This window comes from Acinetobacter sp. ANC_7553, assembly GCF_056779895.1.
The window spans coordinates 245,977-271,194 of sequence record NZ_JBWYIV010000002.1; the positions used below are offsets into that span (position 1 = coordinate 245,977).

Annotated in this window: 26 protein-coding genes and 1 other RNA gene; 15 read left to right on the top strand and 12 right to left on the bottom strand. The window is 37.7% G+C overall.

Annotated features, from left to right (window positions below; all coding sequences use genetic code 11):
* Positions 1 to 226: 226 nt before the first annotated feature.
* From AC1M9I_RS02845 to AC1M9I_RS02860, 4 genes are all read left to right on the top strand, one after another.
* Positions 227 to 742, top strand: a complete 516-nt coding sequence (locus AC1M9I_RS02845; RefSeq protein ID WP_035268492.1) for a hypothetical protein — start codon at positions 227 to 229, stop codon at positions 740 to 742.
* Between the two features lie 64 nt (positions 743 to 806).
* The gene (locus AC1M9I_RS02850) at positions 807 to 2,123 is read left to right on the top strand and encodes a hypothetical protein (protein WP_481586472.1); all 1,317 of its coding nucleotides are present in this window, start codon (positions 807 to 809) and stop codon (positions 2,121 to 2,123) included.
* 75 nt (positions 2,124 to 2,198) lie between these two features.
* Complete coding sequence (gene adk, locus AC1M9I_RS02855) at positions 2,199 to 2,858, top strand: adenylate kinase (protein WP_035268488.1); 660 nt, start codon at positions 2,199 to 2,201, stop codon at positions 2,856 to 2,858.
* A 76-nt stretch (positions 2,859 to 2,934) separates the two neighbouring features.
* Positions 2,935 to 3,087: a hypothetical protein gene (locus AC1M9I_RS02860; RefSeq protein WP_481593070.1), complete on the top strand. Its 153-nt coding sequence runs from the start codon at positions 2,935 to 2,937 to the stop codon at positions 3,085 to 3,087.
* Here the strand turns inward: AC1M9I_RS02860 and nth are convergent.
* Together nth and AC1M9I_RS02870 are read right to left on the bottom strand one after the other, a co-directional pair.
* Complete coding sequence (gene nth, locus AC1M9I_RS02865) at positions 3,084 to 3,785, bottom strand: endonuclease III (protein WP_481593069.1); 702 nt, start codon at positions 3,783 to 3,785, stop codon at positions 3,084 to 3,086. The genes AC1M9I_RS02860 and nth overlap by 4 nt on opposite strands.
* On the bottom strand, positions 3,786 to 4,577 hold the full coding sequence (locus AC1M9I_RS02870; protein WP_481593068.1) for an RnfABCDGE type electron transport complex subunit B: 792 nt from the start codon (positions 4,575 to 4,577) through the stop codon (positions 3,786 to 3,788). It lies immediately after the preceding gene.
* Positions 4,578 to 4,917: 340 nt separating this feature from the next.
* Between AC1M9I_RS02870 and gdhA the strand changes: the two genes are divergently transcribed.
* Positions 4,918 to 6,261, top strand: coding sequence for an NADP-specific glutamate dehydrogenase (gene gdhA, locus AC1M9I_RS02875; RefSeq protein WP_481593067.1), 1,344 nt, complete (start codon positions 4,918 to 4,920; stop codon positions 6,259 to 6,261).
* A gap of 50 nt (positions 6,262 to 6,311) precedes the next feature.
* On the opposite strand, the gene AC1M9I_RS02880 is transcribed toward gdhA, so the two are convergent.
* The 5 genes from AC1M9I_RS02880 to AC1M9I_RS02900 all read right to left on the bottom strand — a co-directional run bounded on the left by AC1M9I_RS02880 (position 6,312) and on the right by AC1M9I_RS02900 (position 11,914).
* A complete protein-coding gene (locus AC1M9I_RS02880) occupies positions 6,312 to 7,088 on the bottom strand; it encodes an META and DUF4377 domain-containing protein (RefSeq protein WP_035268475.1) in 777 nt (258 codons plus the stop codon).
* Between the two features lie 153 nt (positions 7,089 to 7,241).
* Positions 7,242 to 8,018 carry a DODA-type extradiol aromatic ring-opening family dioxygenase gene (locus tag AC1M9I_RS02885; RefSeq protein ID WP_481593066.1) on the bottom strand — a complete coding sequence of 259 codons (777 nt, stop codon included), beginning with the start codon at positions 8,016 to 8,018 and terminating at the stop codon, positions 7,242 to 7,244.
* A 100-nt stretch (positions 8,019 to 8,118) separates the two neighbouring features.
* On the bottom strand, positions 8,119 to 8,601 hold the full coding sequence (gene rlmH, locus AC1M9I_RS02890) for a 23S rRNA (pseudouridine(1915)-N(3))-methyltransferase RlmH (protein WP_035268469.1): 483 nt from the start codon (positions 8,599 to 8,601) through the stop codon (positions 8,119 to 8,121).
* A 155-nt stretch (positions 8,602 to 8,756) separates the two neighbouring features.
* Complete coding sequence (gene lon / locus AC1M9I_RS02895) at positions 8,757 to 11,183, bottom strand: endopeptidase La (RefSeq protein WP_035269773.1); 2,427 nt, start codon at positions 11,181 to 11,183, stop codon at positions 8,757 to 8,759.
* Between the two features lie 116 nt (positions 11,184 to 11,299).
* On the bottom strand, positions 11,300 to 11,914 hold the full coding sequence (locus AC1M9I_RS02900) for a 5-formyltetrahydrofolate cyclo-ligase (protein ID WP_481593065.1): 615 nt from the start codon (positions 11,912 to 11,914) through the stop codon (positions 11,300 to 11,302).
* 224 nt (positions 11,915 to 12,138) lie between these two features.
* Between AC1M9I_RS02900 and AC1M9I_RS02905 the strand changes: the two genes are divergently transcribed.
* Positions 12,139 to 13,395 carry a putative solute-binding protein gene (locus tag AC1M9I_RS02905; protein ID WP_481594370.1) on the top strand — a complete coding sequence of 419 codons (1,257 nt, stop codon included), beginning with the start codon at positions 12,139 to 12,141 and terminating at the stop codon, positions 13,393 to 13,395.
* 252 nt (positions 13,396 to 13,647) lie between these two features.
* Here AC1M9I_RS02905 and AC1M9I_RS02910 read toward each other — a convergent pair whose 3' ends face one another.
* From AC1M9I_RS02910 to AC1M9I_RS02925, 4 genes are all read right to left on the bottom strand, one after another.
* The gene (locus AC1M9I_RS02910) at positions 13,648 to 14,622 is read right to left on the bottom strand and encodes a hypothetical protein (RefSeq protein ID WP_481593063.1); all 975 of its coding nucleotides are present in this window, start codon (positions 14,620 to 14,622) and stop codon (positions 13,648 to 13,650) included.
* Between the two features lie 419 nt (positions 14,623 to 15,041).
* Positions 15,042 to 15,225, bottom strand: a non-coding RNA gene (gene ssrS / locus AC1M9I_RS02915) — 6S RNA.
* A 101-nt stretch (positions 15,226 to 15,326) separates the two neighbouring features.
* Positions 15,327 to 15,611 carry a cell division protein ZapA gene (locus AC1M9I_RS02920; protein WP_092766816.1) on the bottom strand — a complete coding sequence of 95 codons (285 nt, stop codon included), beginning with the start codon at positions 15,609 to 15,611 and terminating at the stop codon, positions 15,327 to 15,329.
* A gap of 2 nt (positions 15,612 to 15,613) precedes the next feature.
* Positions 15,614 to 16,165 (bottom strand): hypothetical protein, encoded by a 552-nt coding sequence (locus AC1M9I_RS02925; protein ID WP_035269763.1) that lies wholly within the window; start codon positions 16,163 to 16,165, stop codon positions 15,614 to 15,616.
* Positions 16,166 to 16,230: 65 nt separating this feature from the next.
* On the opposite strand from AC1M9I_RS02925, the gene AC1M9I_RS02930 reads away from it, so the two are divergent.
* From AC1M9I_RS02930 to AC1M9I_RS02950, 5 genes are all read left to right on the top strand, one after another.
* Positions 16,231 to 16,851 carry a UPF0149 family protein gene (locus AC1M9I_RS02930; protein WP_481593061.1) on the top strand — a complete coding sequence of 207 codons (621 nt, stop codon included), beginning with the start codon at positions 16,231 to 16,233 and terminating at the stop codon, positions 16,849 to 16,851.
* 82 nt (positions 16,852 to 16,933) lie between these two features.
* Complete coding sequence (gene pepP, locus AC1M9I_RS02935) at positions 16,934 to 18,253, top strand: Xaa-Pro aminopeptidase (RefSeq protein ID WP_481610649.1); 1,320 nt, start codon at positions 16,934 to 16,936, stop codon at positions 18,251 to 18,253.
* A 196-nt stretch (positions 18,254 to 18,449) separates the two neighbouring features.
* Positions 18,450 to 19,658 (top strand): FAD-dependent monooxygenase, encoded by a 1,209-nt coding sequence (locus AC1M9I_RS02940; RefSeq protein WP_481610650.1) that lies wholly within the window; start codon positions 18,450 to 18,452, stop codon positions 19,656 to 19,658.
* Positions 19,655 to 20,893, top strand: coding sequence for an FAD-dependent monooxygenase (locus tag AC1M9I_RS02945; protein ID WP_481594367.1), 1,239 nt, complete (start codon positions 19,655 to 19,657; stop codon positions 20,891 to 20,893). Before AC1M9I_RS02940 ends, AC1M9I_RS02945 begins: the two co-directional genes overlap by 4 nt.
* A gap of 170 nt (positions 20,894 to 21,063) precedes the next feature.
* On the top strand, positions 21,064 to 21,312 hold the full coding sequence (locus AC1M9I_RS02950) for a hypothetical protein (RefSeq protein WP_035269751.1): 249 nt from the start codon (positions 21,064 to 21,066) through the stop codon (positions 21,310 to 21,312).
* 40 nt (positions 21,313 to 21,352) lie between these two features.
* Here AC1M9I_RS02950 and rsmI read toward each other — a convergent pair whose 3' ends face one another.
* Positions 21,353 to 22,195 carry a 16S rRNA (cytidine(1402)-2'-O)-methyltransferase gene (gene rsmI, locus AC1M9I_RS02955; protein ID WP_481593057.1) on the bottom strand — a complete coding sequence of 281 codons (843 nt, stop codon included), beginning with the start codon at positions 22,193 to 22,195 and terminating at the stop codon, positions 21,353 to 21,355.
* Between the two features lie 11 nt (positions 22,196 to 22,206).
* On the opposite strand from rsmI, the gene AC1M9I_RS02960 reads away from it, so the two are divergent.
* From AC1M9I_RS02960 to AC1M9I_RS02975, 4 genes are all read left to right on the top strand, one after another.
* Complete coding sequence (locus AC1M9I_RS02960; protein WP_481610651.1) at positions 22,207 to 23,136, top strand: penicillin-binding protein activator; 930 nt, start codon at positions 22,207 to 22,209, stop codon at positions 23,134 to 23,136.
* A gap of 14 nt (positions 23,137 to 23,150) precedes the next feature.
* The gene (locus AC1M9I_RS02965) at positions 23,151 to 23,567 is read left to right on the top strand and encodes a YraN family protein (protein WP_481588941.1); all 417 of its coding nucleotides are present in this window, start codon (positions 23,151 to 23,153) and stop codon (positions 23,565 to 23,567) included.
* A gap of 64 nt (positions 23,568 to 23,631) precedes the next feature.
* Positions 23,632 to 24,324: a BON domain-containing protein gene (locus tag AC1M9I_RS02970; RefSeq protein ID WP_035266827.1), complete on the top strand. Its 693-nt coding sequence runs from the start codon at positions 23,632 to 23,634 to the stop codon at positions 24,322 to 24,324.
* Positions 24,324 to 25,205, top strand: a complete 882-nt coding sequence (locus AC1M9I_RS02975) for an alpha/beta hydrolase (RefSeq protein ID WP_481610652.1) — start codon at positions 24,324 to 24,326, stop codon at positions 25,203 to 25,205. The genes AC1M9I_RS02970 and AC1M9I_RS02975 overlap by 1 nt, the downstream gene beginning before the upstream one ends.
* Positions 25,206 to 25,218 lie beyond the last annotated feature (13 nt).

Genomic DNA, 25,218 nt, shown 5'->3' on the forward strand with positions numbered 1-25,218 from the left:
TTTTTTGCGGGTAAAAGCTGACTTTATATCAAAGTATTTTAACTCAGATTGACTATAAAATTTGAAAAATTAATAAATAGTTCGTATGTTATAAAAATTAAAATTTGACCAAATAGACACTAATTTTAAAGCTTGTTGTATATAAGAACGAAAATTATTCTGTTAAAGTCGAAGCACTATGGATGAATAATAATATTGTTCTCAGTTTGAGAGAATGGAGAAAATAATGAGAAAAATCGTTTCCTTTGCTGTCATGATGTGGGTAGGGAATTTAGCATACGCAGATTTTTCATCGTTTTATCCTGAAGCAAAATTGAAACCAGAACAATTTTCTAAAATAAATGTGGGTGCTGGTGTTACACAACGGTTAGCGCATGGGAATTTAGAATACGTCACTCCATACGGTATTGGATACGGAAAGCTTGGCGCTTTCTTAAATGACGACCACGATGTGGGTGCTCAAGTCGGTTTTCGTTACCCAATAATTCTCGGAACTAAGGACTTAAATGGATTTTATTTAGGTGCATTTGCTGGTCATCTAAAATCAAAAACAGTCAATGGTGAAAAGGAATCTCAACTCGGTGGTGGTATAGATTTATCTTATGTCATGCTGAATAAAGAAAGAATTAGTACATTTAGTGTAGGGATAAAAGCAGGAGAGGAAATCACGCAAGGAAACCAAGTGATTTTTGAAACTAAACCAGAACTACAGTTTGCCTACACCTTAAGTGTAGGATTTTAGAAAGCTTTATGGTTTTATACCTCAAGTTCGACTGCAATTAGATATATGAATATGAGAGTCATGAATGTTTGGATATGTGAGTGATTTGTGGCAAGCCTTCGTCAATCGACCTGATTTTTATGCAGTACTGAGTATTATCCCAGTAACCGCATTTGTGACTTGGGCTCACGTCTGGATGGCACTCAAGATGGTGTTTTATCCAATTAAGTTTTGGGGTTTTCACTTAGGTCCGCTTCCGGTGGGATGGCAAGGAATTGTTCCACGTAAGGCAGGACGTATATCGGGTATTATTACCGACAATACACTATCAAAACTTGGCTCCTTACGAGAGTTCTTAGATGCGATGGATCCCGAGGATACTGCTCGTATCATTGGTGAACAGGTTGGCTTTGAGTTAGAGCACTTAATTGATGAAGTGATGATGGATCGCAATGCGGTTCTATGGGAAAACTTACCTTACTCAATCAAGCGACGTATTTATGCGCAAGCACATAAGCAACTTCCAAATGTTTTGAAAGAGCTCGTAACTGAATTAACTTTAAATGTTGAGTCGCTCGTGGATATGCGTGCGATGGTAGTGAGTCAAATGGAAGGCGACCGTCAATTGATGGTTAATATGTTCTTAAAAGTGGGTCAAAAAGAAATTAATTTCATTTGGCATATCAGTGCATTAATCGGTATGTTCTTCGGTATCTTCCAAATGATCGTTTGGTTTGTCGTGCCTTGGCATTGGACCGTACCATTCTGGGCAGCAATTTGGGGCTTTTTAACGAATTGGATTGCAATTTGGATGGTATTTAATCCAGTTGAGCCACATTATATTCGTTATCCACAATTCTTTGAGTTAACTCAAGATCGTAAATTCCCTTGGATAAAACCTGTTATTCCACGCATTGGTTCTTATAATATTCAAGGTGCGTTTATGAAGCGCCAAGAAGAAGTATCAGATGTATTTGCCCGTGTAGTGACTGAAGATTTGATTACATTGAAATCTATTATGATGGAAATGATGTATGGTGGAAAAAAAGACAAAACACGCCGTATTGTCAAACGTCATATCAATGAAATCATGGAAACACCATTGGTTCGTACATCATTACAGCTGTCTTTAGGTCCAAAAGAGTATGCAAAACTCAAGACAGACTTGATCGATCGCTCAATTGAAATTACGATGGTGCCTGTATGCGACCCAGCTTTTAATGCGAGCCGTGCACAGAAAATCTATCAAATGTTTAAAGAACGTATCCGTGAATTAACGCCGCGCGAGTTTCAAAATCTATTACGTCCTGCATTCCAGGAAGACGAATGGATCTTAATTGTGCTAGGTGGGGTAACAGGTTTCTTCGCGGGTCTGATTCATTTATTTGTGGCTTTCTTATAAATAGATGCTGGATTGGTGCCTACCAAAGACATTAACCAAGTATCGTCGATATAGTTAAAATGAGGATGTTTATTTATGCGCATTATATTACTCGGACCACCTGGAGCAGGTAAAGGTACTCAAGCTCAGTTGATCTGCAAGCGCTACAATGTCCCACAAATTTCAACCGGTGATATGCTCCGTGCTGCAATTCGTGAAGGAACTGAACTCGGTCTACAGGCAAAATCTGTAATGGACAATGGTGGTCTAGTTTCTGACGAACTGATTATTGGTCTGGTTAAAGAGCGTATTGCACAACCAGATTGTGCAAATGGTTGTATCTTTGATGGTTTCCCTCGTACGATTCCTCAAGCTGAAGCTTTGGAAAAAGAAGGCATTGATATTGATCACGTGATCGAAATTGATGTGCCTGATGAAGAAATCGTTAAACGCTTATCGGGTCGTCGCCAACATCCAGCATCAGGTCGTGTTTATCATATCGTCTACAACCCACCAAAAGTGGAAGGCAAAGATGATGAAACTGGTGAAGATTTAGTTCAGCGTCCAGATGACCAAGAAGAAACAATTCGTAAGCGCTTAGGTTCATATCATACTGAAACTGAACAATTGGTTGGCTTTTACCAAGGGCGTGCAGCTTCAGGTGAAAATGCGCCAACGTATGATAAGCTGAATGGACTTCGTCCTATTGAAGAAGTTCAAAAAGAACTTTTTGCAATTTTAGATCAAACTAAATAATCATTATTCAGCTTTGACAAAAAAGAAGCCCTAAGTCATATTAGGGCTTCTTTTTTTATGATGTGAAGGTAAACAAGTGCAAAATATTGCCATTATTTTATTGATGCTTGCATGCTTGGCAGTATTGTCTTTTTTGGTATTTATAAGTTTTAAATTACTTCGCGATAGTCAAAAACAGATGAAATTAGATAAAGAGAAAAAAGATCAAAAAAAATCTATTGATCGTTAAATCTGTTTTAAATCGATCTGTCTTATCGCTCCATATTCGAAACGTTCAGGCCAATTGCACACATCACTTACAACACACTCGTTGCACTTTGGCTTCCGCGCAATACAGCAATAACGTCCATGTAAAATTAACCAATGATGAGCGTCTACAATAAACTCTTTTGGAATCACTTTCACTAGACGGTGTTCAACTTCGAGTACATTTTTTCCTACAGCAAGTCCAGTACGATTACCTAATCGAAAGATGTGGGTATCAACTGCCATGGTTGGTTGACCAAAAGCCGTATTCAATACCACATTTGCAGTTTTTCGACCTACGCCTGGAAGTGCTTCTAAATCAGCACGGTTGTTAGGAACAATACTATTGTGTTGTTTAATCAATATTTCACAAGCTTTGATGACATTTTCAGCTTTAGAGTTATAGAGACCTATCGTTTTAATATAAGATTTTAATCCTTCTACACCTAAGGCATAGATTGCTTCAGGTGTGTTTGCTACAGGGAAAAGCTTATCTGTGGCCTTATTTACGCTTACATCAGTGGCTTGTGCTGATAATGTCACTGCAACTAACAATTCAAAGGGTGAAGAATAATTCAGCTCTGTTTTAGGGTTTGGGCGTTGAGCTCTTAATCTTTCAAAAAAAATTTGAATTTGCTTTTTTGTCATGTTTTTTACTGTCTTAGGTGTTTTAACGGTCATTTAAACACCCTCAATTGAATTGAGTTTTTCATATAAAGTATTGAGTTGCTCTCGCTTATCGAGGCTCTCACGTAAAGAAAGTTGTTTTTCAAGCTTTTTAATTTGTGTACGTAATTTGGCAAGTTCGATTGTAGATTTTGCATCTAATGTCTTATGAAGTGCTGTTTTTTCTATTGTTTGAATAGTAGGTACGGATTGTAATTGTTTTGAAAATTGAGCAAAAAGTGCAGTATCAATTTCAGCTTTAACGACAGGACCTTTGCGATGAAGTCTGCGATTTTCCTCACGTTGAATATGAGCATAATATCGATTTCTAAGATCGTTTTGTTCTAGGATGCGGGCTTGCTCATTTGGTATGGGCTGTAAATCTTCAACGAGATCGATACAGTCGACTGGACAAGGAGGAATACATAATTCGCATCCAGTGCAAAGATCAGTTAACACAGTATGCATTAATTTTCCTGATCCAATAATGGCATCAACAGGGCAAGCACTGATGCATTTAGTGCAACCAATACACTCGTCTTCACGTATGATTGCTTTCATACGCTGTGGACGACCATCAGACTGAATTGGCCAAACGCTTTCTTCAGCTTTAAGCTTAGGGCGATTCAGTACGTGAGCAATTGCGTCAGCAACAGGTTGACCGCCAGGTACACATTTATTTGCGTCTTCTCCTTCTACAATAGCTTTAGCATAAGGTAAACAACCATCACGGTGGCCACATAGGCCACATTGGGTTTGAGGTAGGAAAGCATCAACTTGTTGTATCAATGAGATTTGTGCGTGCATGTACGTTAAAACTTAATCAAGCGAAAAGGAGATCGATCATAGGTGCGAAATATGAATGATTTTAACATGATTAGTATTAGTTTGGGGTGCGCTGTTATGGGTCATTTATTGCGCAATAAAAGCGCTGAATAAGCATCAATACATAATTAAAAGTAATGAATTTGATAATTTAAAATTATTAAATACTATAATTAAGTAATTGAAATTAAAAAAATATTAAAAAAAATTATGAAAACTATTGTACAGTGCCTGTAAAAGATATTTAATACTTTGCGCCAAAACTTATCAATATATTGAAATTTTGACCAATTTTGATCCATTTTCTGCTGAGGATTAAGCGTTGAAATACAACAGCCTTAACGACTTCCTAGACTACGTTAAAACACGTGATGCACATCAACCAGAATTTCTTCAAGCTGTTGAAGAGGTGATGACAAGCTTATGGCCTTTTATTGAAAAGAACCCTAAGTATGCAGCTCATGGTTTATTAGAACGTTTAGTTGAACCTGAACGTGCGATTCAATTCCGCGTTTCTTGGGTTGATGATCAAGGTCAAACACACGTTAACCGTGCGTTCCGTGTTCAGTACAACTCAGCAATTGGTCCATTCAAAGGTGGTATGCGTTTCCACCCTTCAGTGAACCTTTCAATCCTAAAATTCTTAGGTTTTGAACAGACTTTCAAAAATGCGTTAACTACACTACCAATGGGTGGTGGTAAAGGTGGTTCTGATTTTGACCCTAAAGGTAAATCAGAAGGCGAAATCATGCGTTTCTGCCAAGCACTCATGATCGAGTTATACCGTCACTTAGGTTCTGACACAGATATTCCTGCGGGTGATATTGGTGTTGGTGGCCGCGAAGTTGGTTACATGGCGGGTATGATGAAGAAGCTCAGCAATGACACTTCATGCGTATTTACAGGTAAGGGTTTAACTTTTGGTGGTTCACTAGCGCGCCCTGAAGCAACTGGTTACGGTACAGTGTATTTCGCTGAGGAAATGCTTAAGACTCGTAACGACAGTTTCAAAGACAAGGTAGTTACAATTTCTGGTTCGGGTAACGTTGCACAGTTTGCTGCTGACAAAGCAATGTATTTGGGCGCAAAAGTTGTTTCACTTTCAGATTCAGCTGGTACTGTATACATTAAAGATGGTTTAACTCCAGAGCTTTTAGCTGAAGTAATGGAGCTTAAAAACGTTCAACGTGGTCGTATCTCAGAGTTTGCAGCGAAACATGGCTTTGAATATCTTGAAGGGCAACGTCCTTGGGGTATTAAGTGTGATATCGCACTTCCATGTGCAACACAAAATGAATTAGATGCTGATGATGCGGATAAATTGCTTGAAAATGGTGTGATTTGCGTAGCTGAAGGTGCAAATATGCCTTCTACACTTGCAGCAGTTGAAAAATTCGTTGAAGCAAAAATTCTTTATGCTCCAGGTAAGGCATCCAATGCAGGTGGTGTTGCAACTTCTGGTCTTGAAATGTCTCAAAATGCGCTTCGTTTAGGTTGGTCTTTCGAAGAAGTAGATGAGCGTTTACATGCAATCATGAAAGAAATTCACCGTAACTGCGTAAAATTTGGTACTCAAGAAGATGGTACTGTGAATTACGTAGATGGTGCGAACATTGCTGGTTTCGTAAAAGTTGCTGATGCGATGTTAGCTCAGGGTGTATTCTAAGAATATATTCAAGAATAAAAAACCGAGGCTTAGCCTCGGTTTTTTATTATTTATAGAGAACCTTTTACAGCTTCTCGCTCTACAGCCATATCAAAAATATAAGCATACTTAGACTGATCTGCAGCAGGATTTTTGATTTCATAGCGTTTTACACGAATGATTTGACGTTCATTCGGACTATGAGAAAAACCTTCAATTTGATCGTAGAATAAAGTCCAGTCTTTATCGACTTGCGTTTTAATACCACTATCGTTGTATTTTATTTCTCTGACTTGTAGACAAGTTTGGGGAGCTACACCTGTACATTGTTTAGTTTCTGGCGAAATTTCAAGAAATATGGTTTCACCTTGAGTTTTGTATTTGGTTTCAGGTGTCATTTTACCCGTGAAGATAATCTTTTCACCATTCGGCTGTACCAAAGTCAACGTTGGATTATCACGATCATTTAAATTAAGCACGAAAGGAACAGCAGCTTGGGAAAATAGATTTCCAGCAAAGCGTTCTTGTTCGGCAGCCAAACCATTACATCCCTTCATGGTAGATGCAAGTTGAGCAGCTACGATAGTATTGTTTTTTAGCTCAAACCCGCCAAATAAAGTATTGCAGCTCGTATGAATTGAAAGTTTTTTATCAGTGGTGAAGTTTAAAGTGATTGGTTGAGGCGCATTTTGTGGATTGGCTTGCCATTGGTATGCAGAGAGAGTTTGATCAGCATTTTGTTGTTGAAGCACAGACACAGCTAAATCCCCAGCTTTTTGTAGATCGGAAGTCTGACACGCAGCAAGTGTGATAGGCAAAATAGCCAAGGCAATTAATTTTAATTTCATAACAAGTTTTCTAAATTGTATTGATCCGAGGAAGGATAACGCAGGAGATCTAAAAAATTATGGATACATTCTGCACTTTTCAGTATCAAAATGTATCCATTGATCGATGATTATTTCGTGATGGTCATTTAAAAAATGATATTTTATTTTCTCTCAATCAAAGCGATAAATATCCATTCCTAAAGCACCCATGGTAAAACTACTATGTACAATGCTAAAACGATCACCAGTGCCCATAGAGAAAAATAAAGGTGCAAAGTGTTCTATCGTAGGGTGGTTACGATGAACAAAAGGAATCGTATTCCACGCTAAAATAGCAGGATAATCCGAATGAGTGAGCTGCTGCACCACGTAGTTTCTAAAAGTTGATGCCCATTCTGGAACTTCACTCGTTTCACCATGCCAAGCAAGCTCTCTTAAATTATGAGTAATGCTTCCCGAGCCAATTAATAATATTTGCTGATCTCTTAATGGAGCGAGAGCTTGACCAATTTTAAATATCGCTTCAGCAGACATCGTCATGGGTAAAGAGATTTCGACTACGGGGATATCAGCTTCTGGATACATATGTAATAAAGGCATCCATACGCCATGATCACGAGGTCGTGTACTATTGGCATGTGCAGTAATTTGTGCCTCAGCGAATAAATTTAAAACTTGTTCAGCAACATCTGGAGCACCAGGGGCAGGATAGCGAATTTCATACAGTTCATCTGGGAAACCTCGAAAATCGTGCCATGTTTCAGGTCTAGCCCCCGTACTTACTTCGAGTGCATTGCTTTCCCAATGTGCAGACATGACGATTATCGCTCTAGGTTTGGGCAAATTGAGACTCAAGCGATGTAAAGCTGGACCAACCTGTTCAGGATTCAAAGCCAGCATTGGAGAGCCATGTGAGATGAATAAGCCAGGTAGCGTTTGAATAGTCATGAGGTTGGTTCCATTCTTAGGTGTATGAGGTGATCATCGCAAATTTTAGAAGTCAGAGTAACCATTTAAATTTGAACATCATGTTGCAAATTCGGAACGATTATCCAGCACGATGGTACGGATGGTTATGATTAATGCTCATGGCACGGTAAAGTTGTTCAATCAACAGAATGCGAACCATAGGGTGGGGTAGCGTTAATTTAGATAAAGACCAGTGCCAAGCAGCAGCTTTACGAACTGCATCAGAATGTCCATCAGGTCCACCAATCGCGAGTACAACATCATTCCCTTCAAGCATCCAACCTTTCATGGTTTCAGCTAATTTTTCTGTACTAAACTCTTTTCCTCCCACTTCAAGTGCAATTAAAAGTTCATTTCCTTTCAGTGCATTTAAAATGCTATCGCCTTCGATATTACGGTATTTTAAAATATCAGCTTCAGAGTCATTCTTTCCGCGTTTCGCCATAGGAAGCTCAACAATTTGAGTTTGTACAAAAGGTTGAATTCTTTTGAAATAATCTTCAAAACCAGTAAGAACCCATGCTGGCATTTTTTGACCAATGGTCAAGATACGAATTTTCATGAAAATGTGTCACTAGAAGTTTCACGATATTATACATTTCAAAGTGATGAATTTATAAATTCAAAAGTTAAAACATAATGGGTTGTTAATTTTGCATCCATTGACATCTTATAAAAAAGAGAGCCTAAGCTCTCTTTCTTCACTTAAAAGACCGATTAGTGTCGTGCAGATTTTGATTCGTCAACTGCTTTCACAATGGGTGTTTTTACTAATGGTTTAGGCATAGAGGTTAATGCTAGTGGTAAAATTTCATCAATTGATTTTACAACTTTGATATCTAAACCTTCTTTCACATTATCAGGAATTTCGACTAAATCACGTGCATTTTCCTGTGGAATAAAGACCATTTTTACACCGCCACGATGTGCAGCCAGTAATTTTTCCTTTAAACCACCAATACGCATTGCACGGCCACTCAAGCTAGTTTCACCAGTCATTGCAATATCAGGTCGAATCGCAATGCCAGTAAACGCTGAAACTAATGCTGTCGTCAAAGCAAGACCAGCTGAAGGACCATCTTTAGGCGTAGCGCCTTCAGGTAAGTGCACGTGAATATCGGTTTCTTCAAAGCGAGTAGAATCGATACCCAAAGCATCAGCTCGTGTACGCACTACGGTCATCGCTGCAGTAATAGACTCCTTCATAACATCACCTAAAGAACCAGTGGTTACAAATTTGCCTTTACCTTTCATTGCTGCAACTTCAATTGTCAGTAGTTCACCACCAACTGAAGTCCAAGCTAGACCATTAACACGACCGACTTGAGCTTCTTCTTCCGCCATACCAAAATCGAATTTATGCGGCCCTAAGTAGTCAGGTAGATTTGCCGAATTAACTTCAATTTGAAGATTTTTCGCTTTTTTACTAACCGCTTCTTTAACCACTTTACGTGCGATTTTAGAGACTTCACGCTCTAAACTTCGAACACCAGCTTCACGTGTATAGCGTTGTACGATATCTCGAATTGCTTCTTCGTGTACACTTAATTCCTTAGCACGTAAGCCATTATTCTTGATTGCTTTAGGTACTAAGTAACGCTCAGCAATATTGATTTTCTCTTCCTCTGTATAACCAGGAAGGCGAATGACCTCCATACGATCTAACAAAGCTTCAGGTATATTCATACTGTTTGCAGTACAAATAAACATGACTTCAGATAAATCAAGATCAAGATCGAGATAGTGATCGTTGAATTTGTGATTCTGTGAAGGATCAAGCACTTCTAACAAGGCAGATGCAGGATCACCACGATGATCTTGAGCCATTTTGTCAATTTCATCGAGTAGGAATAAAGGGTTTTTTACACCGACTTTAGAAAGTGATTGCACAATCTTACCTGGCATCGCACCAATATAAGTTCTGCGATGTCCACGAATCTCAGCCTCATCACGAACACCACCAAGTGCCATTCGAACGAATTCGCGACCTGTTGCTTTAGCTACAGACTCACCTAATGAGGTTTTACCTACACCAGGAGGACCTACGAGACACAATACTGGTCCACGTAGTTTTTTTACACGTGATTGAACAGCGAGATATTCAACGATACGCTCTTTAACTTCATCCAAACCATAATGATCAGCATCAAGAATATCTTGAGCTTTAGCAAGATTAATACTTACTTTGCTCGCCTTATTCCATGGTGTATCTAAAATAGTTTCGATGTAATTTCGAACGACCGCAGCTTCACTCGATGCAGGCTGCATTGCTTTGAGCTTACGGAATTCACCTTCTGCTTTTTTACGAACATGCTCAGGAAGATCAGCTTCAGCTAAACGTTTTTCAATCTCTGCGATATCATCTTCAGCACCGCCATTCATGTCAGAAAGTTCACGCTGAATAACTTTCATTTTTTCATTTAGAAAATATTCGCGCTGATTCTTTTCCATTTGACGTTTTACATTGTCATGTAAATTTTGCTCAATCTGTTGTTCTTCAGACTGTTGAAGCAAATAAGTCATTAACTCTTGTAAATGAGCTTCAAATTCATCGTGTTCGAGGAATTTTTGTTTCACTTCGATATTTAACGGCACGCGTGTTGCGACGAAGAACATGAGTTGCAATAAATCATCGATTTTATTTGCAGCATTAATTAACTCACGCGCATTACGTAGTTTTGCTTCAGCGTATTGGCTGAAAAGACCACGTAATTCTTCGAGGCGAGTTTGTTGAGTTGCCGATTCCATACGGATCGTCATTGGGCTAAGGCTGTGCTCAGCTTCTAAATAATCGTTTTGATCGTAAATATTAATCAATTTAGAGCGATAAATACCCTCGATTAAAACCTTAATGCAGTTTTCATCGTTCTCATGATTTACGACTTGCACAATCTTCGCGACAGTACCGTATTGATATAAATTGTCGTGATCAATTTCTTCTGTAAGAGAATCTTGTTGAGCTACTACAAAAACTAAATTGTCACTGTTACGAGCTACATCAACTGCTTTAATCGATTTTTCACGGCCGACAAAAAGCGCAATTTGCATGTGTGGATAAACCACAACATCACGCAAAGCTAATAGCGGTAACACGCTAGGGGTCTGAAGTTCTAAGTTTTCTTCATTCATAATAATATCAGTCATGAGCACTCCTAATGAGTGACAACGGTGTTGCCATATTTTTATAGTGATGTGTAATTTAAAAAATACAAGGGTGAAAATCGATAAAATTCGATTTATTTCTACTAATCTTGATAAATTCAGTTGGATTTAGGGTGAATTAATATTCTTCGTTTGAATTTTAATCGTTTTCTAGGGGTGATTAACTCATCTAATGGCTGATCCCAAGGTTGGCGCTTTAAAGGATCTAAGATTAATTGAAAGTCATGCGCTAAACCGATGCGATAGGGTTGATTGCTCGCATGCTTTAAAGTTCTATCATAAAAGCCACCTCCCATACCCATACGTGTTCCATGATAATCACAGGCTACTAGGGGCATCAACAGTAAATCAATTTGTTTTACATTTTGCCCCAATCTATGCATAGGCTCATACATGCCTAATTTATGTTTAGTAAAACGTTTATTTAGATATTGATGCTTTGAAATTGGAACCCATTTTAAAGTTGAATCAAGTCTGGAGACTTTTGGGAGATAAACGACTTTATGCTTCGAAAAGCAATGCATGATTAGGATATGTGTTTGAACTTCACCGAATGCATCTAAATAAATCCCAATTTTTTGTGCAGATTTAAATTTAGAGTGAGATTGGATTTTTGACAAAACCTGAAAAGCAGAACGTCGTTGCGTAAAAATTGAGAGTTGTCTTCTACGAGAGCGTAGAGTTTTTCTTAAAAGTTGTGTTTGCAACTGCATTTCAAACTATACCAATCTAAGTGCATGTGTAAGGTAAGTAGTTTATCGATTTTTACTCAGATTTAATCAACCTGATTTGAATATTTTCGATAGTATATTTTTCATTTACTCTAGGTGTAACAAATAAAAGATTAGGGTCAATTTAATTTTAAATTGAAGCCGATAAGCTGAACTCTATCGGATCAATTAAGGTCTGATCATAAAAAATAGAAAAGGGAACGATAATGAAAAATAAAAAATACGGTATTCTATTTAAAAAGAGCAAGCATGCTTATCGTATGGTTATGCTCACGACAGTAATTAGTCTTTCTGGTCTAATCACAAATCATGTAAATGCTCAAACTAGATCTAAGTTGGATTTATCACTGTCCAGCCATTCTGTGAATAAAATAAAAAAACTACTGAATGATCCAAAAGTTTGGCAACAGATTCCGAAACAAGTCACCTTATGTGTGTATTCACCGAGCGGTGCTCATGGTGAAGCATTTGAGCAAGCGACGAGCTATATGAGTGAATTACCACGAATTGCTAAAGTTGCTCAAGATTTCGGCGTGCAAATGACTGTCAATCGTACGGCTAAGCTACAAATGCAGATAGATTTGAATTATCCAAAATTAAAGCAAAAAACATCCACTGAAGTTAATTTAAAAGTCTATACAGATGAACGGGTTTTAACTGAAGACTTTAGAAGTAAACGTTGTGATGGTGCTGGAATAAGTAATTTACGTGCCAAGCAATTCAACTCTTTTGTTGGAAGTATTGATGCAATAGGTGCAGTTCAAAACTATAAACAACTGACTAAAGTGATTCAGCTGTTAGCAAGACCTGAATTTGACTCGAAAATGGTCAATAAGGATTATGAGGTTGTTGGTATTGTGCCTTTAGGTGCTGCTTATATAATGGTAAATGATCGTAAAATTGATACTTTATCTAAAGCGGCTGGGAAAAAAGTCGCTGTAATGAGTTTTGACGCAACCCAAAAAAAATTAGTCCAAAATGTTGGTGCTCAACCAGTTACAGTGGATTTAACTTCGGTAGGCGGGAAATTCAACAATAAGGAAGTTGATATTATCGCAGCGCCTGCAATCTTATTTGAACCTTTAGAACTCTATCGTGGAATGACAAGCAAGGGCGAGGTACGAGGCGCAATTATTCGTTTTCCACTCGTTCAAGTAACGGGTACATTGATTATGCATCGAAATAAATTTCCTGCTGGAATGGGGCCTATAGCAAGGGAGATTATTTCCAAGCAATTAACACCGGCTTATAGGTTTATTGATCAAACTGAATCTAAAATTGATCCTAAATTTTGGATGAATATAAGAGATGCTGAGAAACCTGGATATTTGAAAATTATGCGCGAAGCTAGAATTCAGATGATGAAAGAAGGGCATTATCATCCTGAAATGATGTCTATACTTAAAAAGATACGATGTAGTGATGATCCTAAGAATTATGAGTGTGCGCTTCAAGATGAGTAACTAATAATCTAAAAAATAGATTGTTTTTATAATTTTAATCGGTTTTATTTGTCTTTAGCCATGCTTTAAATTACTCACATCTAGGTTAAGAGTAAATGTGAGATGAAAATTTTTATCGCAGTAGTTACTTCTACTTTGTTGATAAGTGCATGCGCATATGATCCAGTGCATTATGAGCAGCTTAGAATGTCAGAGAACGCGCAACACATGAAATTAAATGGTTAAAAAAGCCCCCAGATGGGGGCTTTATGCCTATTTCTTTTTAACGATATCGCTCCAAGACACATTAGTTGGCACGCCTGAGTTAAAGCGAACTGATGCGGATGATGAATAATCTTTAGTTTGTTCAACGACAATCTTTTGATTGTACTCATCAATAATTTCTAACTTACCGCCTGCTTTCGGGTAAATTCTCCACCACTCTTTTTCGAATGGTTGAGTTACACTGAAGTTAAATGCATATGAAAAATTAGCATCTTTAGGTTGGCCAACGATTGTACCTTTACTTGACACACTTTGTAATTGTTCATCAAAAAAACGGTATTCATAATCCTGTAGCCCCATATATTCCAATGTAGTGCTAGGGTTATTTTTATCTACAATCTGGAATTTTAAAGGATCTTTTACAGAATAAATTGCGCCATTAGAACCAACTGTATCTTTTACAATTTTACCAGTGACTAAATATAGTTTAGATGTATCAGTCCACGGTGTATAAAGCGCATTATTAAACTCAACTGTGGTAGAGCTTAATGTTTCAGTAAGCGAAATAGATCCTCCTTTAAATGTTACGACTTCCTTGCCGAAACTAGTTGCACAAGAATCATTACCACTTTTTAGCTTGATTGTTTGAGTAGTTCCACTTTTAGTGAGCTCAGTACAAATTGAATTTCTCAAAATTGTAAATGCACTTGTTCCTTGATCTGTTAATTCAATTACTCTACCTGTACGAGTAATGGGTCCATCACCCAATGTTTCGCCAATCATATGCCCTAATGCTTGATTAAATCGATCATCCATGACATTCAAAGATTCTGAAAAACCAAGCTTTTCTTTAAGTTTTGTTAAAAAATCCTTATCTTTAAAAGGTATAAATGTAGAGCTCACATCGCCTGGTTTAATATAATTACCATTTGGCGTGTCAAGCTTCGAGTCACTTCCACCACCACATGCACTTAGTAATGCAGCAATACTCGCAACCCCAGCCAATTTTGCTAATTTAGACATATTCTCTTCCTTTAAATATAAATCTATTCTCATTGTTTATGATGTTTGACTATTAATATGAAGTCTTTAAACAATAAGAAGACATTAAAATGAAATACTTTTTATGTAATTTCTATTAAGAGGAATGATAATTTAAATTCTGGAAAAGTTTCTAGGTCATTATTAACCAAATTTACAAATTAAATGCTTTATTTTTATATTGTTAAATATAATTTAAATATTTATTTAGAATAAAACTAAAAAAAAGTTAATTAAATAACATTAAACATAAATATTATAAATTAATTTGAAAAATTAAAATATAGTGTGACTTATTTCAATAAATTTTTATATTTTGAGTAAAGGAGTAAGTTGAGAATTTATGGTATGAATTGAAAAAATAAAACAAGAAAACGTTGAATTATAAATATAGAGAAATTGAAGACTCCGGAGATGCCGCTGCATGTGTCGTTACCCTGAACCCGATGAGTTCAAGGTGGACGCGACGTATACTTGCTGGGTTTCCCACTCAGGGTGGGCATACGCTCTAAATATACAGAACACAATCCATAAGTTTAAGTATCGGCAGGGGAATAGACCCGCTGGCGAGCATCCCAGAGTTAAATTAAGTATAACGAAATGAGTGAGATTGGCAAACCTAAGTATCGCCATTATTTGCGTGATAATTCACTCAGTAAAACTGACTGTGCAAACTTAGATCAAATTTATACAGTTTTTTCAACGTCTTCCAAGATTGTTGCAAGTAAGCGTTCACAATGAGAATATTCTTGTAAGGATTTGTTCATTGTTAAAACTTCTTGCATAAGCTCTAAAGCCACCATGATAACCAGCTTATTGTGTTCTACGTTAGGTGCTTTTCTACGAAATTCTTGAAATTTCTCATTTAGCAAATCACCAGCACGTTGTAAATCATCTTTCTGATCTTGAGTGGTTGAAAGTCTAAATGTTTGTTCAATTAATCTTAACTCGACTGTAACGACTTCAGACATAATTATGCTTCCTCATTTTGTTCAGCCGGATTTTCTAATTGTTGGATTTCTTGGGCATGATGATCTTGATCAGTACCTAAAATGGCCAATCGTTGAATGATTTGCTCAACCTTAGTTTTAGCGAGTTCATTTTTTTTGATTAAACGTTGATTTTCAGCCTTCAATTCATCAATTTCTTTTTGAGCTTGACGTTGTTCAGCCAACATTTTTTCTTTGATGACTCTCAACTCATTCCTTTCAGCCAAGATTTCCTGAAATCTATTTTTTAAATCAGTACAACTCTTTTCTAAACGACTATAACGTTCTGCTAAAGCAGTAGCATCTTGATTTAAAGTTTTATAAATACCATCCAATTGATTGTATTTGTCATTTAGACTTTCAATCTGTTCTTGCTTTTGAGTGATGACGCTATTTTTTTGAGCAGTTTGAGTTTGATGAGTTTCCTGAAGTTCTTTCTGCTTAGCTTCAAGAGAACTATTCATTTGTTCGGTTTCGGACAAACGATGTTTAAGCGTGCCTAAATGCGTTTGTAAACGCTGTAATTGTTCTAACATAACGAGGTCGCGTAGTTTCGCAATCAAAGGTAATATATACAGAAGTATAGAGATTGGAAAAACGAATGCAAGACGATATTTCAGGTTGGACAGATTGGAACCAACATTTCGGTTCAATTGAGGAAATTACTAGTCCAAGTGAGTTACATGGTTTACTTACAGGTATTGTTTGTGTAACCCAACCGCCATCTCATGAGGAGTGGTTACAAATTTTGTCTACATTGAATGTGCCTCAATTAGAACCTGCTGCACTCAATTTACTTGCTGAGGAATCTGAAGATGTTTCGCATGCTTTGTCAGAAGATGAATTAGATTATTTACCCATTTTGCCTGATGATGAACATGTATTGTCTGAGCGTGTTCAAGCTTTAGCAGATTGGTGTGCTGGAGTAGTATTGGGGTTTGGATTAGCGTCTGGTCATATTCGTACTGACGAAGCTGAGTTGATTGAACACTTGCAAGATATTGCAGCAGTAGAGTTTGAAGATTCTGATAATGATGAAGAAGGTGAAATTAGCTATCAAGAACTTTATGAATTTGTTCGATTAATTCCAGTGAGTTTATCTGTTGGACGAACCAAGATTGCTGTTGAAGAAAGCTCATTACTGAAACATGTAAAACCAACAATTTCGAAAAAAAATGAGCAAAGTGTCGTTGAGATGTTTACACCTCATCGACCAAGTTGATTACATTTAATCAAGAGTACTACTTAACATATAAGTAGTACTGTATTTTCTTAAATTAAATAGCCTAAGCTGCAGAAAAGATATGAAACTTACTCAATCAGATTTTCAAAAACGACGTGATCAATTAGCCGCTGAAATAGGCCTAAGAAGCATTGCAATTATTGCAACACGTGAAGAAATGTTTAGAAATCGTGATGCTGATTATAAATATCGCGCTGATAGTAGCTTTTTTTATCTAACGGGATTTGCAGAGCCTGAAGCAGTTGCTGTAATTGAAACATTTGATACTGAAGAAGAAGGTTATACTTACAGTTTATTTTGTCGTGAACGCAATCGAGAGATGGAAATCTGGACAGGTTACCGTGCAGGGATTGATGGTGCAGTCGATGATTATGATGCGGATGAAGCTTATGCGATTGATCTACTAGACGAAGAAATCATCGCAAAGCTTCAAGGAAAAGAAAGATTATTTTATAGAATTGGTCAACAAGCCAGTTTTGATGCAAAAATTACAAAATGGATTGCAGAAGCAAGTGGTGAAAGCCGACGTGGTACCGCTGCACCTACACAATTGATTCAGTTAGATACAATTTTAGATGAGATGCGTCTACACAAAGAGCCAAAAGAAATAGAGTTAATGCAAATCGCATCTGATATTTCTGCTCAAGCACATACGCAAGCGATGAAATCTGTACGACCAGGAATGATGGAATATGCTTTAGAAGCGGAACTGAATTATATTTTTGGTAAAAATGGTTGTGTACCATCGTATAACAGTATTGTGGGTGGTGGTGAAAATGCTTGTATATTGCACTATGTTGAAAATAACAAACAACTTAATGACGGCGATTTAGTTTTAATAGATGCAGCTTGTGAGTATGAGTTTTACGCATCAGATATCACTCGGACATTTCCAGTAAATGGTAAATTCAATCCTGAACAAAAGGCGCTTTATAATATAGTGCTCAATGCACAAATCGCTGCAATAGATGCGGTTAGAATTGGTAACTCTTATAAAGAGCCACACTACGTTGCTGTTCGTATATTAGTGCAAGGCTTGCTTAATCTTGGAATCATGCAGGGTGATCTCGATGAAATCATTGAGACAGAAGCCTATCGTCAATTTTATATGCATGGAACTGGTCACTGGTTGGGCATGGATGTTCATGACGTAGGGGCATATAAAGTCGATGGACAATGGCGAACATATCAAGAAGGTATGGTGGTGACCATTGAGCCAGGATTATATATTGCTCTTGATGATGAAACTGTCGATCCAAAATGGAGAGGGATTGGTATTCGTATTGAAGATGATATTGTTGTCACGCAAGATGGACCGAGAAACCTGACTGCTAAAGTAGTGAAAACCATTGAAGATATCGAAGCCTTGATGGCGAGTTAACCATTTTCACAAATCTAAAAAGTCGATGGAAACATCGGCTTTTTTTTAAATGCCATATTCAATATTGAAAAATGAATTATGGCTTCATCTTCAATAACGCTAATTCATTATAAAAAGTAAAAACTTTATTGTAAGATGAATTTGATTAAGAATTTATGTGTATGCAGCTATTGCTTGCTTTTATAAGGATCAAAACATGCAACAAGAAGTCATCATTGTCGGTGGTGGAATGGTCGGATTAAGCCTTGCTCTTATGCTGGCTAAAACTAACATTGCAGTGAAATTGTTAGAGGCGATCAGCTATCCTAACTATGATGATGCTAACCTTGCACCATATCATTCAAGTTTTGATGCCCGTAATAGTGCGCTGTCACGTCGAAGCGTGCAAATTTATCAAGAATTGGGAATTTGGGATTCACTGCAACAATATGCAACGCCTATTTTAGAAGTAAATATCACAGAAGAAGGAAGCTTCGGTAAGGCACGTTTAATTGCGGCTCAAGAGAAAGTAGAAAGCTTTGGTCAAGTGATTGAGAATGCATGGCTTGGACGAGTATTGTTATCAGAAGTCAAAAAAAATCCACTCATTGAGTTAATTGATGGTGTTCAAGTGACGTCGCTTAAACAGGATGAGAATTTAGCTTATCTTGAAGCATCAAAAGCGAATGAACATTTGCAGTTTCAATCCAAGTTGGTTATAGCAGCAGATGGACGTGATTCTTTCTGTCGAAAAGCACTCGGTGTTGGTGCATCAGTGCATGATTATGATCAAGTGGCGATTGTCACTACAGTGCAGACATCCAAACCTCACTCCCATGTCGGTTTTGAGCGTTTCAGCCCACTTGGTCCTTTAGCATTGTTGCCTTTACCTGGGGAATACCGTCGCTCTGTTGTTTGGCCAGTGCCTAAAGGCACTGAGGGAGAGTGGTTAGGTGATGAAAATGATCAGCATTTTTTAGATGCTCTTCAAAAAACGTATGGCGATCGAGCTGGAAAATTTGAGAAAACTGGACGTAGATTTAGTTTTCCTTTATCTCAAGTTTTGTCTGAAAAACAAGCAGTAGGACGTGTTGTACTTATGGGTAATGCTGCTCATACGATTCATCCAGTCGCAGGTCAGGGTTTTAATTTGTGTATGCGTGATGCATATGTATTGACCCGATATTTAAAACAACAAGTCATCAAAAATGCCGATTTAGGTGAAGCTGCTGTACTGAAAGAGTATGAAAAATCTCGACTCAAAGATCAGCAACGTGTGATCAAGTTTTGTGATTCTGTGGTGCGAGGCTTTAGTAATCAAAATCCAATCCTAAAATTTGTGCGAAATACAGGTCTAATGTGCTTTGAAAATATTCCAGGTATTAAGCCACTCGTTGCCAATTATGCAATGGGGTTAAAAGCATGAATGATGCTATTTTAGATGTCGTGATTGTGGGCGGTGGTTTAGTCGGAGGATTAGCTGCTTTATTGCTGGCTAAAGGTGGAGTTCAAGCGACTGTACTTGATGCAGCACCGATATTGGATCACGAGAAGACCTTAAAATCATTGAATCCTCGTGTACTTGCATTGAGTCAAGCCACTATTCATTTGCTTAAGCATGTTGATGTATGGGATAAGTTGGCTCGTCAACAACCCTACACGGGAATGCAGGTGTGGAACAAAAATGGCTTTGGTGAAATCAATTTTGGAACATCAGCGCATTCTAAACCTGATCAAGCACAAATATTAGGTTCAATGGTCGAACCAAGTATCTTGAACCTTGCGATTCAGAGCATGATGATCGACCAGATTGATGATTACCGTACTCAGATTCAAGTGAAACATATTGAGCAAGGAAATGGCTGTTGGATTCTTCATCTCGCTGATCAAACTCGATTGAAAACGAAACTTTTAATTGGTGCGGATGGTGCAAACTCATTCGTACGTGAACAAGCCATGATTGATTTGGATGTTTTGGATTATCATCAGGCGGGTATTAGCTGCGCGATCAAGACGGAACAAGCGCATCAACATGTTGCGAGTCAAATTTTCTTAGAAACAGGGCCACTGGCTTTTCTCCCAATGGCAAGTTTAGAAGATCAAGAATATGGTCATTGGCAATCCATTGTATGGACTTTACCAGATGATTATGTAGACGAATTTGCGTCACTCTCAGATGAAGATTTTGTACAATTACTGACACGAGAGAGTCATCATATGTTGGGCAAAGTATTAGCCGCAACGCCTCGAGCAAAATTCCCACTGAAAGCACGAGCTGCTCAACGTTATATTAAAGATGGCTTAGCGCTAATTGGTGATGCAGCCCATGTTATTCATCCACTTGCTGGTCAGGGGGTGAATATTGGTTGTCTTGATGCAGCAATTCTATGCGATGCGCTACTTTCGGACTACGCACGTGGCGTTTGGGCTCATGAGCAAACTTTATTGAAATATGAGCATCGCCGTAAATTTCAAAACGATGCCATGATGCATAGTATGTCTATGATTGGGTGGATGGAATCTGCTCCTGTTTTTCCTATTGTTTGGGCGAGAAACTTTGGTTTGAAACAAGTTGAAAATATCAGTGCGTTAAAATCGGCGTTTATGTCGCAAGCGAATGGTTTGAGTCAGCTCAGTAATACAAGATATCAAGTGAATTGAAATCTGATCTAAAAAGAATCATCAGTATATATTTTTTTACCAATATGATTAAAAAATATACAAATGAGGTGCTTTAGATACTATGCGAACGATAAAGAGCTTGATACATTTCTCTAAAAATCAAAGCACGTTCCAATCAGGTGCGTGAAAACATTGATGGGGAGTTTGAAATGACAGACGCAAATGATTTTGATGACAACGAAGACAGTGTTGTAGACGAAAATGAATCACAAGCAGCAGAAAAAGGTGCGGCCGTAAGTGACGTTACTGTATCTGATGCCGATGTCGCTGAAGCTGAAACATTAACAGTGACAGCTAAACTCAAACAACGTCAGGCACTGGAAGATGAAGTTGCTGCTTTTCTAGCACGTGGTGGTCGTATTACTGAAGTTCCACCTGATGAATCAATAAAAGATTAATAAAAAAAGCACCATCAATATGGTGCTTTTTTTATTTTGCTTAATCATTCGCACCACTGAGCTCTAGCGCGCGTTGATATGCGACTTTCTTTTTGATTCCGGTGAGATCAGCTGCAAGTTGAGATGCTGCTTTTACAGATAAATCTTGCAATAAACGATTGAGTAATTTGTCTAATTCTTCTTGCTGCATGTCTTTTTCAGTGGCTGCTCCAGCAATGACCAGTACAATTTCACCTTTTTGCTGGTGATGATCATTTGCAATAAATGATTGTAAATCTCCAAGGGTCATTTTTTTGATTGTTTCGAAGGTTTTGGTAATTTCACGTGCAAACCCGACTTCACGGTCTGCCCCGAACACAGAGACCATATCCGTTACAGAGTCTAGGATTCGATGTGGTGCCTCATAGATGATCATGGTATGCGTGTTGTCTTTCAGTTTATTTAATTGAATAAGACGTTGTGATTGTTTCGAAGATAGAAATCCTTCAAAACTAAAGTGATCACTGGGTAGACCTACAGCGCTTAATGCTGCAATAGCTGCACATGCACCTGGAACAGGAACGACACGAATACCATGGTCCTGAGCTGCACGAACCAATTTAAAACCAGGATCACTGATCAATGGTGTACCTGCATCACTGACGAGTGCAACATTTTCACCATTTTTTAACTTATCGATAATTATATCAATTTTGTTACTTTCATTGTGATCATGGCACGCTGTTAGCGGAGTTGAGATATTATAGTGTTTCATTAAAAGAGCGGACTGACGTGTGTCTTCTGCCGCGATAAGAGAGACAGACTTTAAAACATCAATTGCTCGATAAGTCATGTCATCTAAGTGCCCAATTGGCGTCGCTACAACAAATAACTGAGCACTCATAAGGTTTCTCCATGTTGGATCTATTAAGAATAAAAAAAGAATTCATTGGTATTGGCTTATGTGGAATGATTTTCCAAGCCCAAGCGGAAGTATTGGTTATTTTACCTGATTCAGGCCCTATGGCGCGAGCAAGTAATAGTATTAAAAATGGTATTGATGAGGCTTATCAAAAGTCTAAAAGTGAAATGCCAATCAAATATGTCAATTCGGATCAAAAACGATTAAAAGAGATCCTAAAGACGCAAGTCAGTCAAAACACCAAACTTATTATTGGTCCACTAGCGAGACAGGATGTCGAAGCAATAATGAAAGAACCGCTTAAAATTCCTGTTTTAGCACTGAATGAAGTTCCTTCAAAACATGTGAAAGTGTGGCAGTTTAGTTTATCGAAAACTGATGATGCTCAAGTTTTAATTAAACAGATTGAAAGGGATCGAGTTCAGCATCTCTATATCTTGCGTGAGTCTGGTACTGAGTCCGAGAGTTTAAGCTTTGTAAATGCCGTGTTTAAAAATTTTCATGGTAAGTTTTCTCTAATCCAACAAGTGCCTCATATAAAGTCAAATGAAGGGGTGTTACTTTTAGGCAGTATGGCGTGGATCAATTCATTGAAGAATAAGCCTTCAAAACGTTTGTATGTTCAGGCTTTTGCTATTGATCATAATTTGGATATTCCGAAGGGAACTAAATTCTGTGATGTACCAGTCATGGTTCAATTTTTAAAAAAACCTAATCAAACGACTGAAAATACTGCTGCATTCCAACGTCTTAATGCCTTCGGTCAAGATGTTTGGCGTTTGGCGGATTTGATGTTGAAAACGAAGAATCCTGATCAAATATCAATTCAAGGTCAGACTGGGCATTTGAGTTTTAAAGAGCATCGGATCGAAAGAAAACCTGCGTGCTTCGAGAAAACATGGTTTAGATTAAAAAATATTTAAGAGGACTTAAATGGATGAGTTCTCAACAATTAGGTATATGGGCTGAAGACCAAACTGAAAAAGTCTTGATCTCACAGGGTTATATTGTGCTGGCTCGAAATTTTCATTCTCGTTATGGTGAGATAGACCTGATTGCTCAACGTGATCTTGAGCTTATATTTGTTGAGGTCAAAGCCAGATCAAAAACAACCTATGCTTCAGCCCTAGAATCAATATCATCGAGCAAGCAAATTAAAATTGCGAAAACAGCAATGTCATTTCTTCAAAAATTTCCAAGCTATACAGAGTTTTATTATCGTTTTGATGTGTTTTGTTTTGATTTTCATAAAAAAATTGCAAAACCGTTACAGCATGAAATTTCTGATATAGATTATGATCTCGAGTGGATTGAAAATGCATTTACAATAAATGCAGACTTGATTAATCTATGAACCGAATGAGCTAAGCCATTTCCAACAATAGAAAAAATTCAAGTTTCACGAGGAGACGGATTGAGTGTTGAAGCGTATTGTAATTTCGATGGCGTGTGTTGCTAGTCTTTCAGGCTGTGCAAGTTTTATTTCAGGTGGAACTGGCGCAGAACCAGTTGGGGTGGTGAGTGGAGCTCGTTCTTTAGGTCAGGTATTTATTGACTCTTCAATTGAACGTACAGCAAAGATCAATTTATACAAATTGGATGCTCGTTTTAAACAATCTCGAGTCAATGTGAATAGCTTTCACAGTAATGTCTTGTTAACAGGTCAAGTGCCTGATGCGCATTTGAAACAGTTAGCAGAAGATAACGTTCGAGCGATGAGTGATGTGAAATCTATTCATAATTACATCACAGTTGGTCCTCAAATTGGTTACTCTACCATCATGCAAGATGCGACTGCGACAGCGAATACACGTGGCTTAATTATGCGTGCGCCAGTTGTTTCAGACAGTAAAGTCTTGGTTCATACTGAAGATGGCGTGTTATATGTGATGGGACGCTTAAATACAGCTGAAGAGCAAGATCTCATTGAAGTTTTACAACGAGTAGGGAATGTCACGAAAATTGTTACTTTGATTGATAACGTGGAATCTGCTCAAGTAGGCGCAGGTGTTCAATCATCATCACTTATGAACCCTTCAGCGGTGAGTACTCAACCTTATGTTGAGACACCCGTTGCAATTGATCCTGATGCTGGTGTTAGTTACCAATAATGTCGAATAAGATTACGCAATTTTTTCCGAAATCAGTTCAGTTAAAACTGACCCAATTGAATCAAAAACTGAATGCTTTTCGCCCATATAATTTGGGTGGTTTGGCATTAAATCAATTGACCTCAAATAAAGGCTATTCTGTAAAAAGAAATATTGCTTATGGTCTTAAATCTCGGCAACGACTGGATCTTTATGTTTGCCAAGCGCCAGCGATTAAACCTTTAGTTATATTCGTGCATGGTGGTGCATGGAGTAGAGGAAGTAAGGACGATTATAAGTTTCTTGGAGAAAGTTTGACACGTGCTGGATATAACCTCGCCGTAATAAACTATCATCTGGCGCCAGAACATATTTTTCCTCGTTACGTAACTGACCTTGCAGATTCAATTCAATATTTAATCAAAAGTGATGATAAATATGGTATTTGTGCAGATCAAATAGCGCTTATCGGACATTCTGCTGGTGCTTTTAATGTGATGTCACTGATTTACCATCCTTCATTCATTGACTTTGAAGGACGAGATCGAATAAAAGCGTTGATTGGTTTGGCTGGACCCTATCACTTTAACTATCTAGGTGATCATTTATCTGAACATGCATTCGATAAAGCAGTAAATTTCAAAGCGGTGATGCCATACTATTTTGTAGAGAAAAATAATATTCAGCACTATATTTTTCTAGCAGATCAAGATACGTTGGTAAAAGATCATAATTCTGAAGAGATGCATCAAGCACTGTTAGCTGTAGAGAATCATAGCCAGCTCATTCGGGTGCCTGGTACTGGACATGTATCAATCATGGCAACAACTGCCACATTATTTGGTCGACTCTTCAAAACTCGATCTCTCATCCTGAAAGTTTTAGAAGAGTCCTTCAAATAAATCTATAACGATT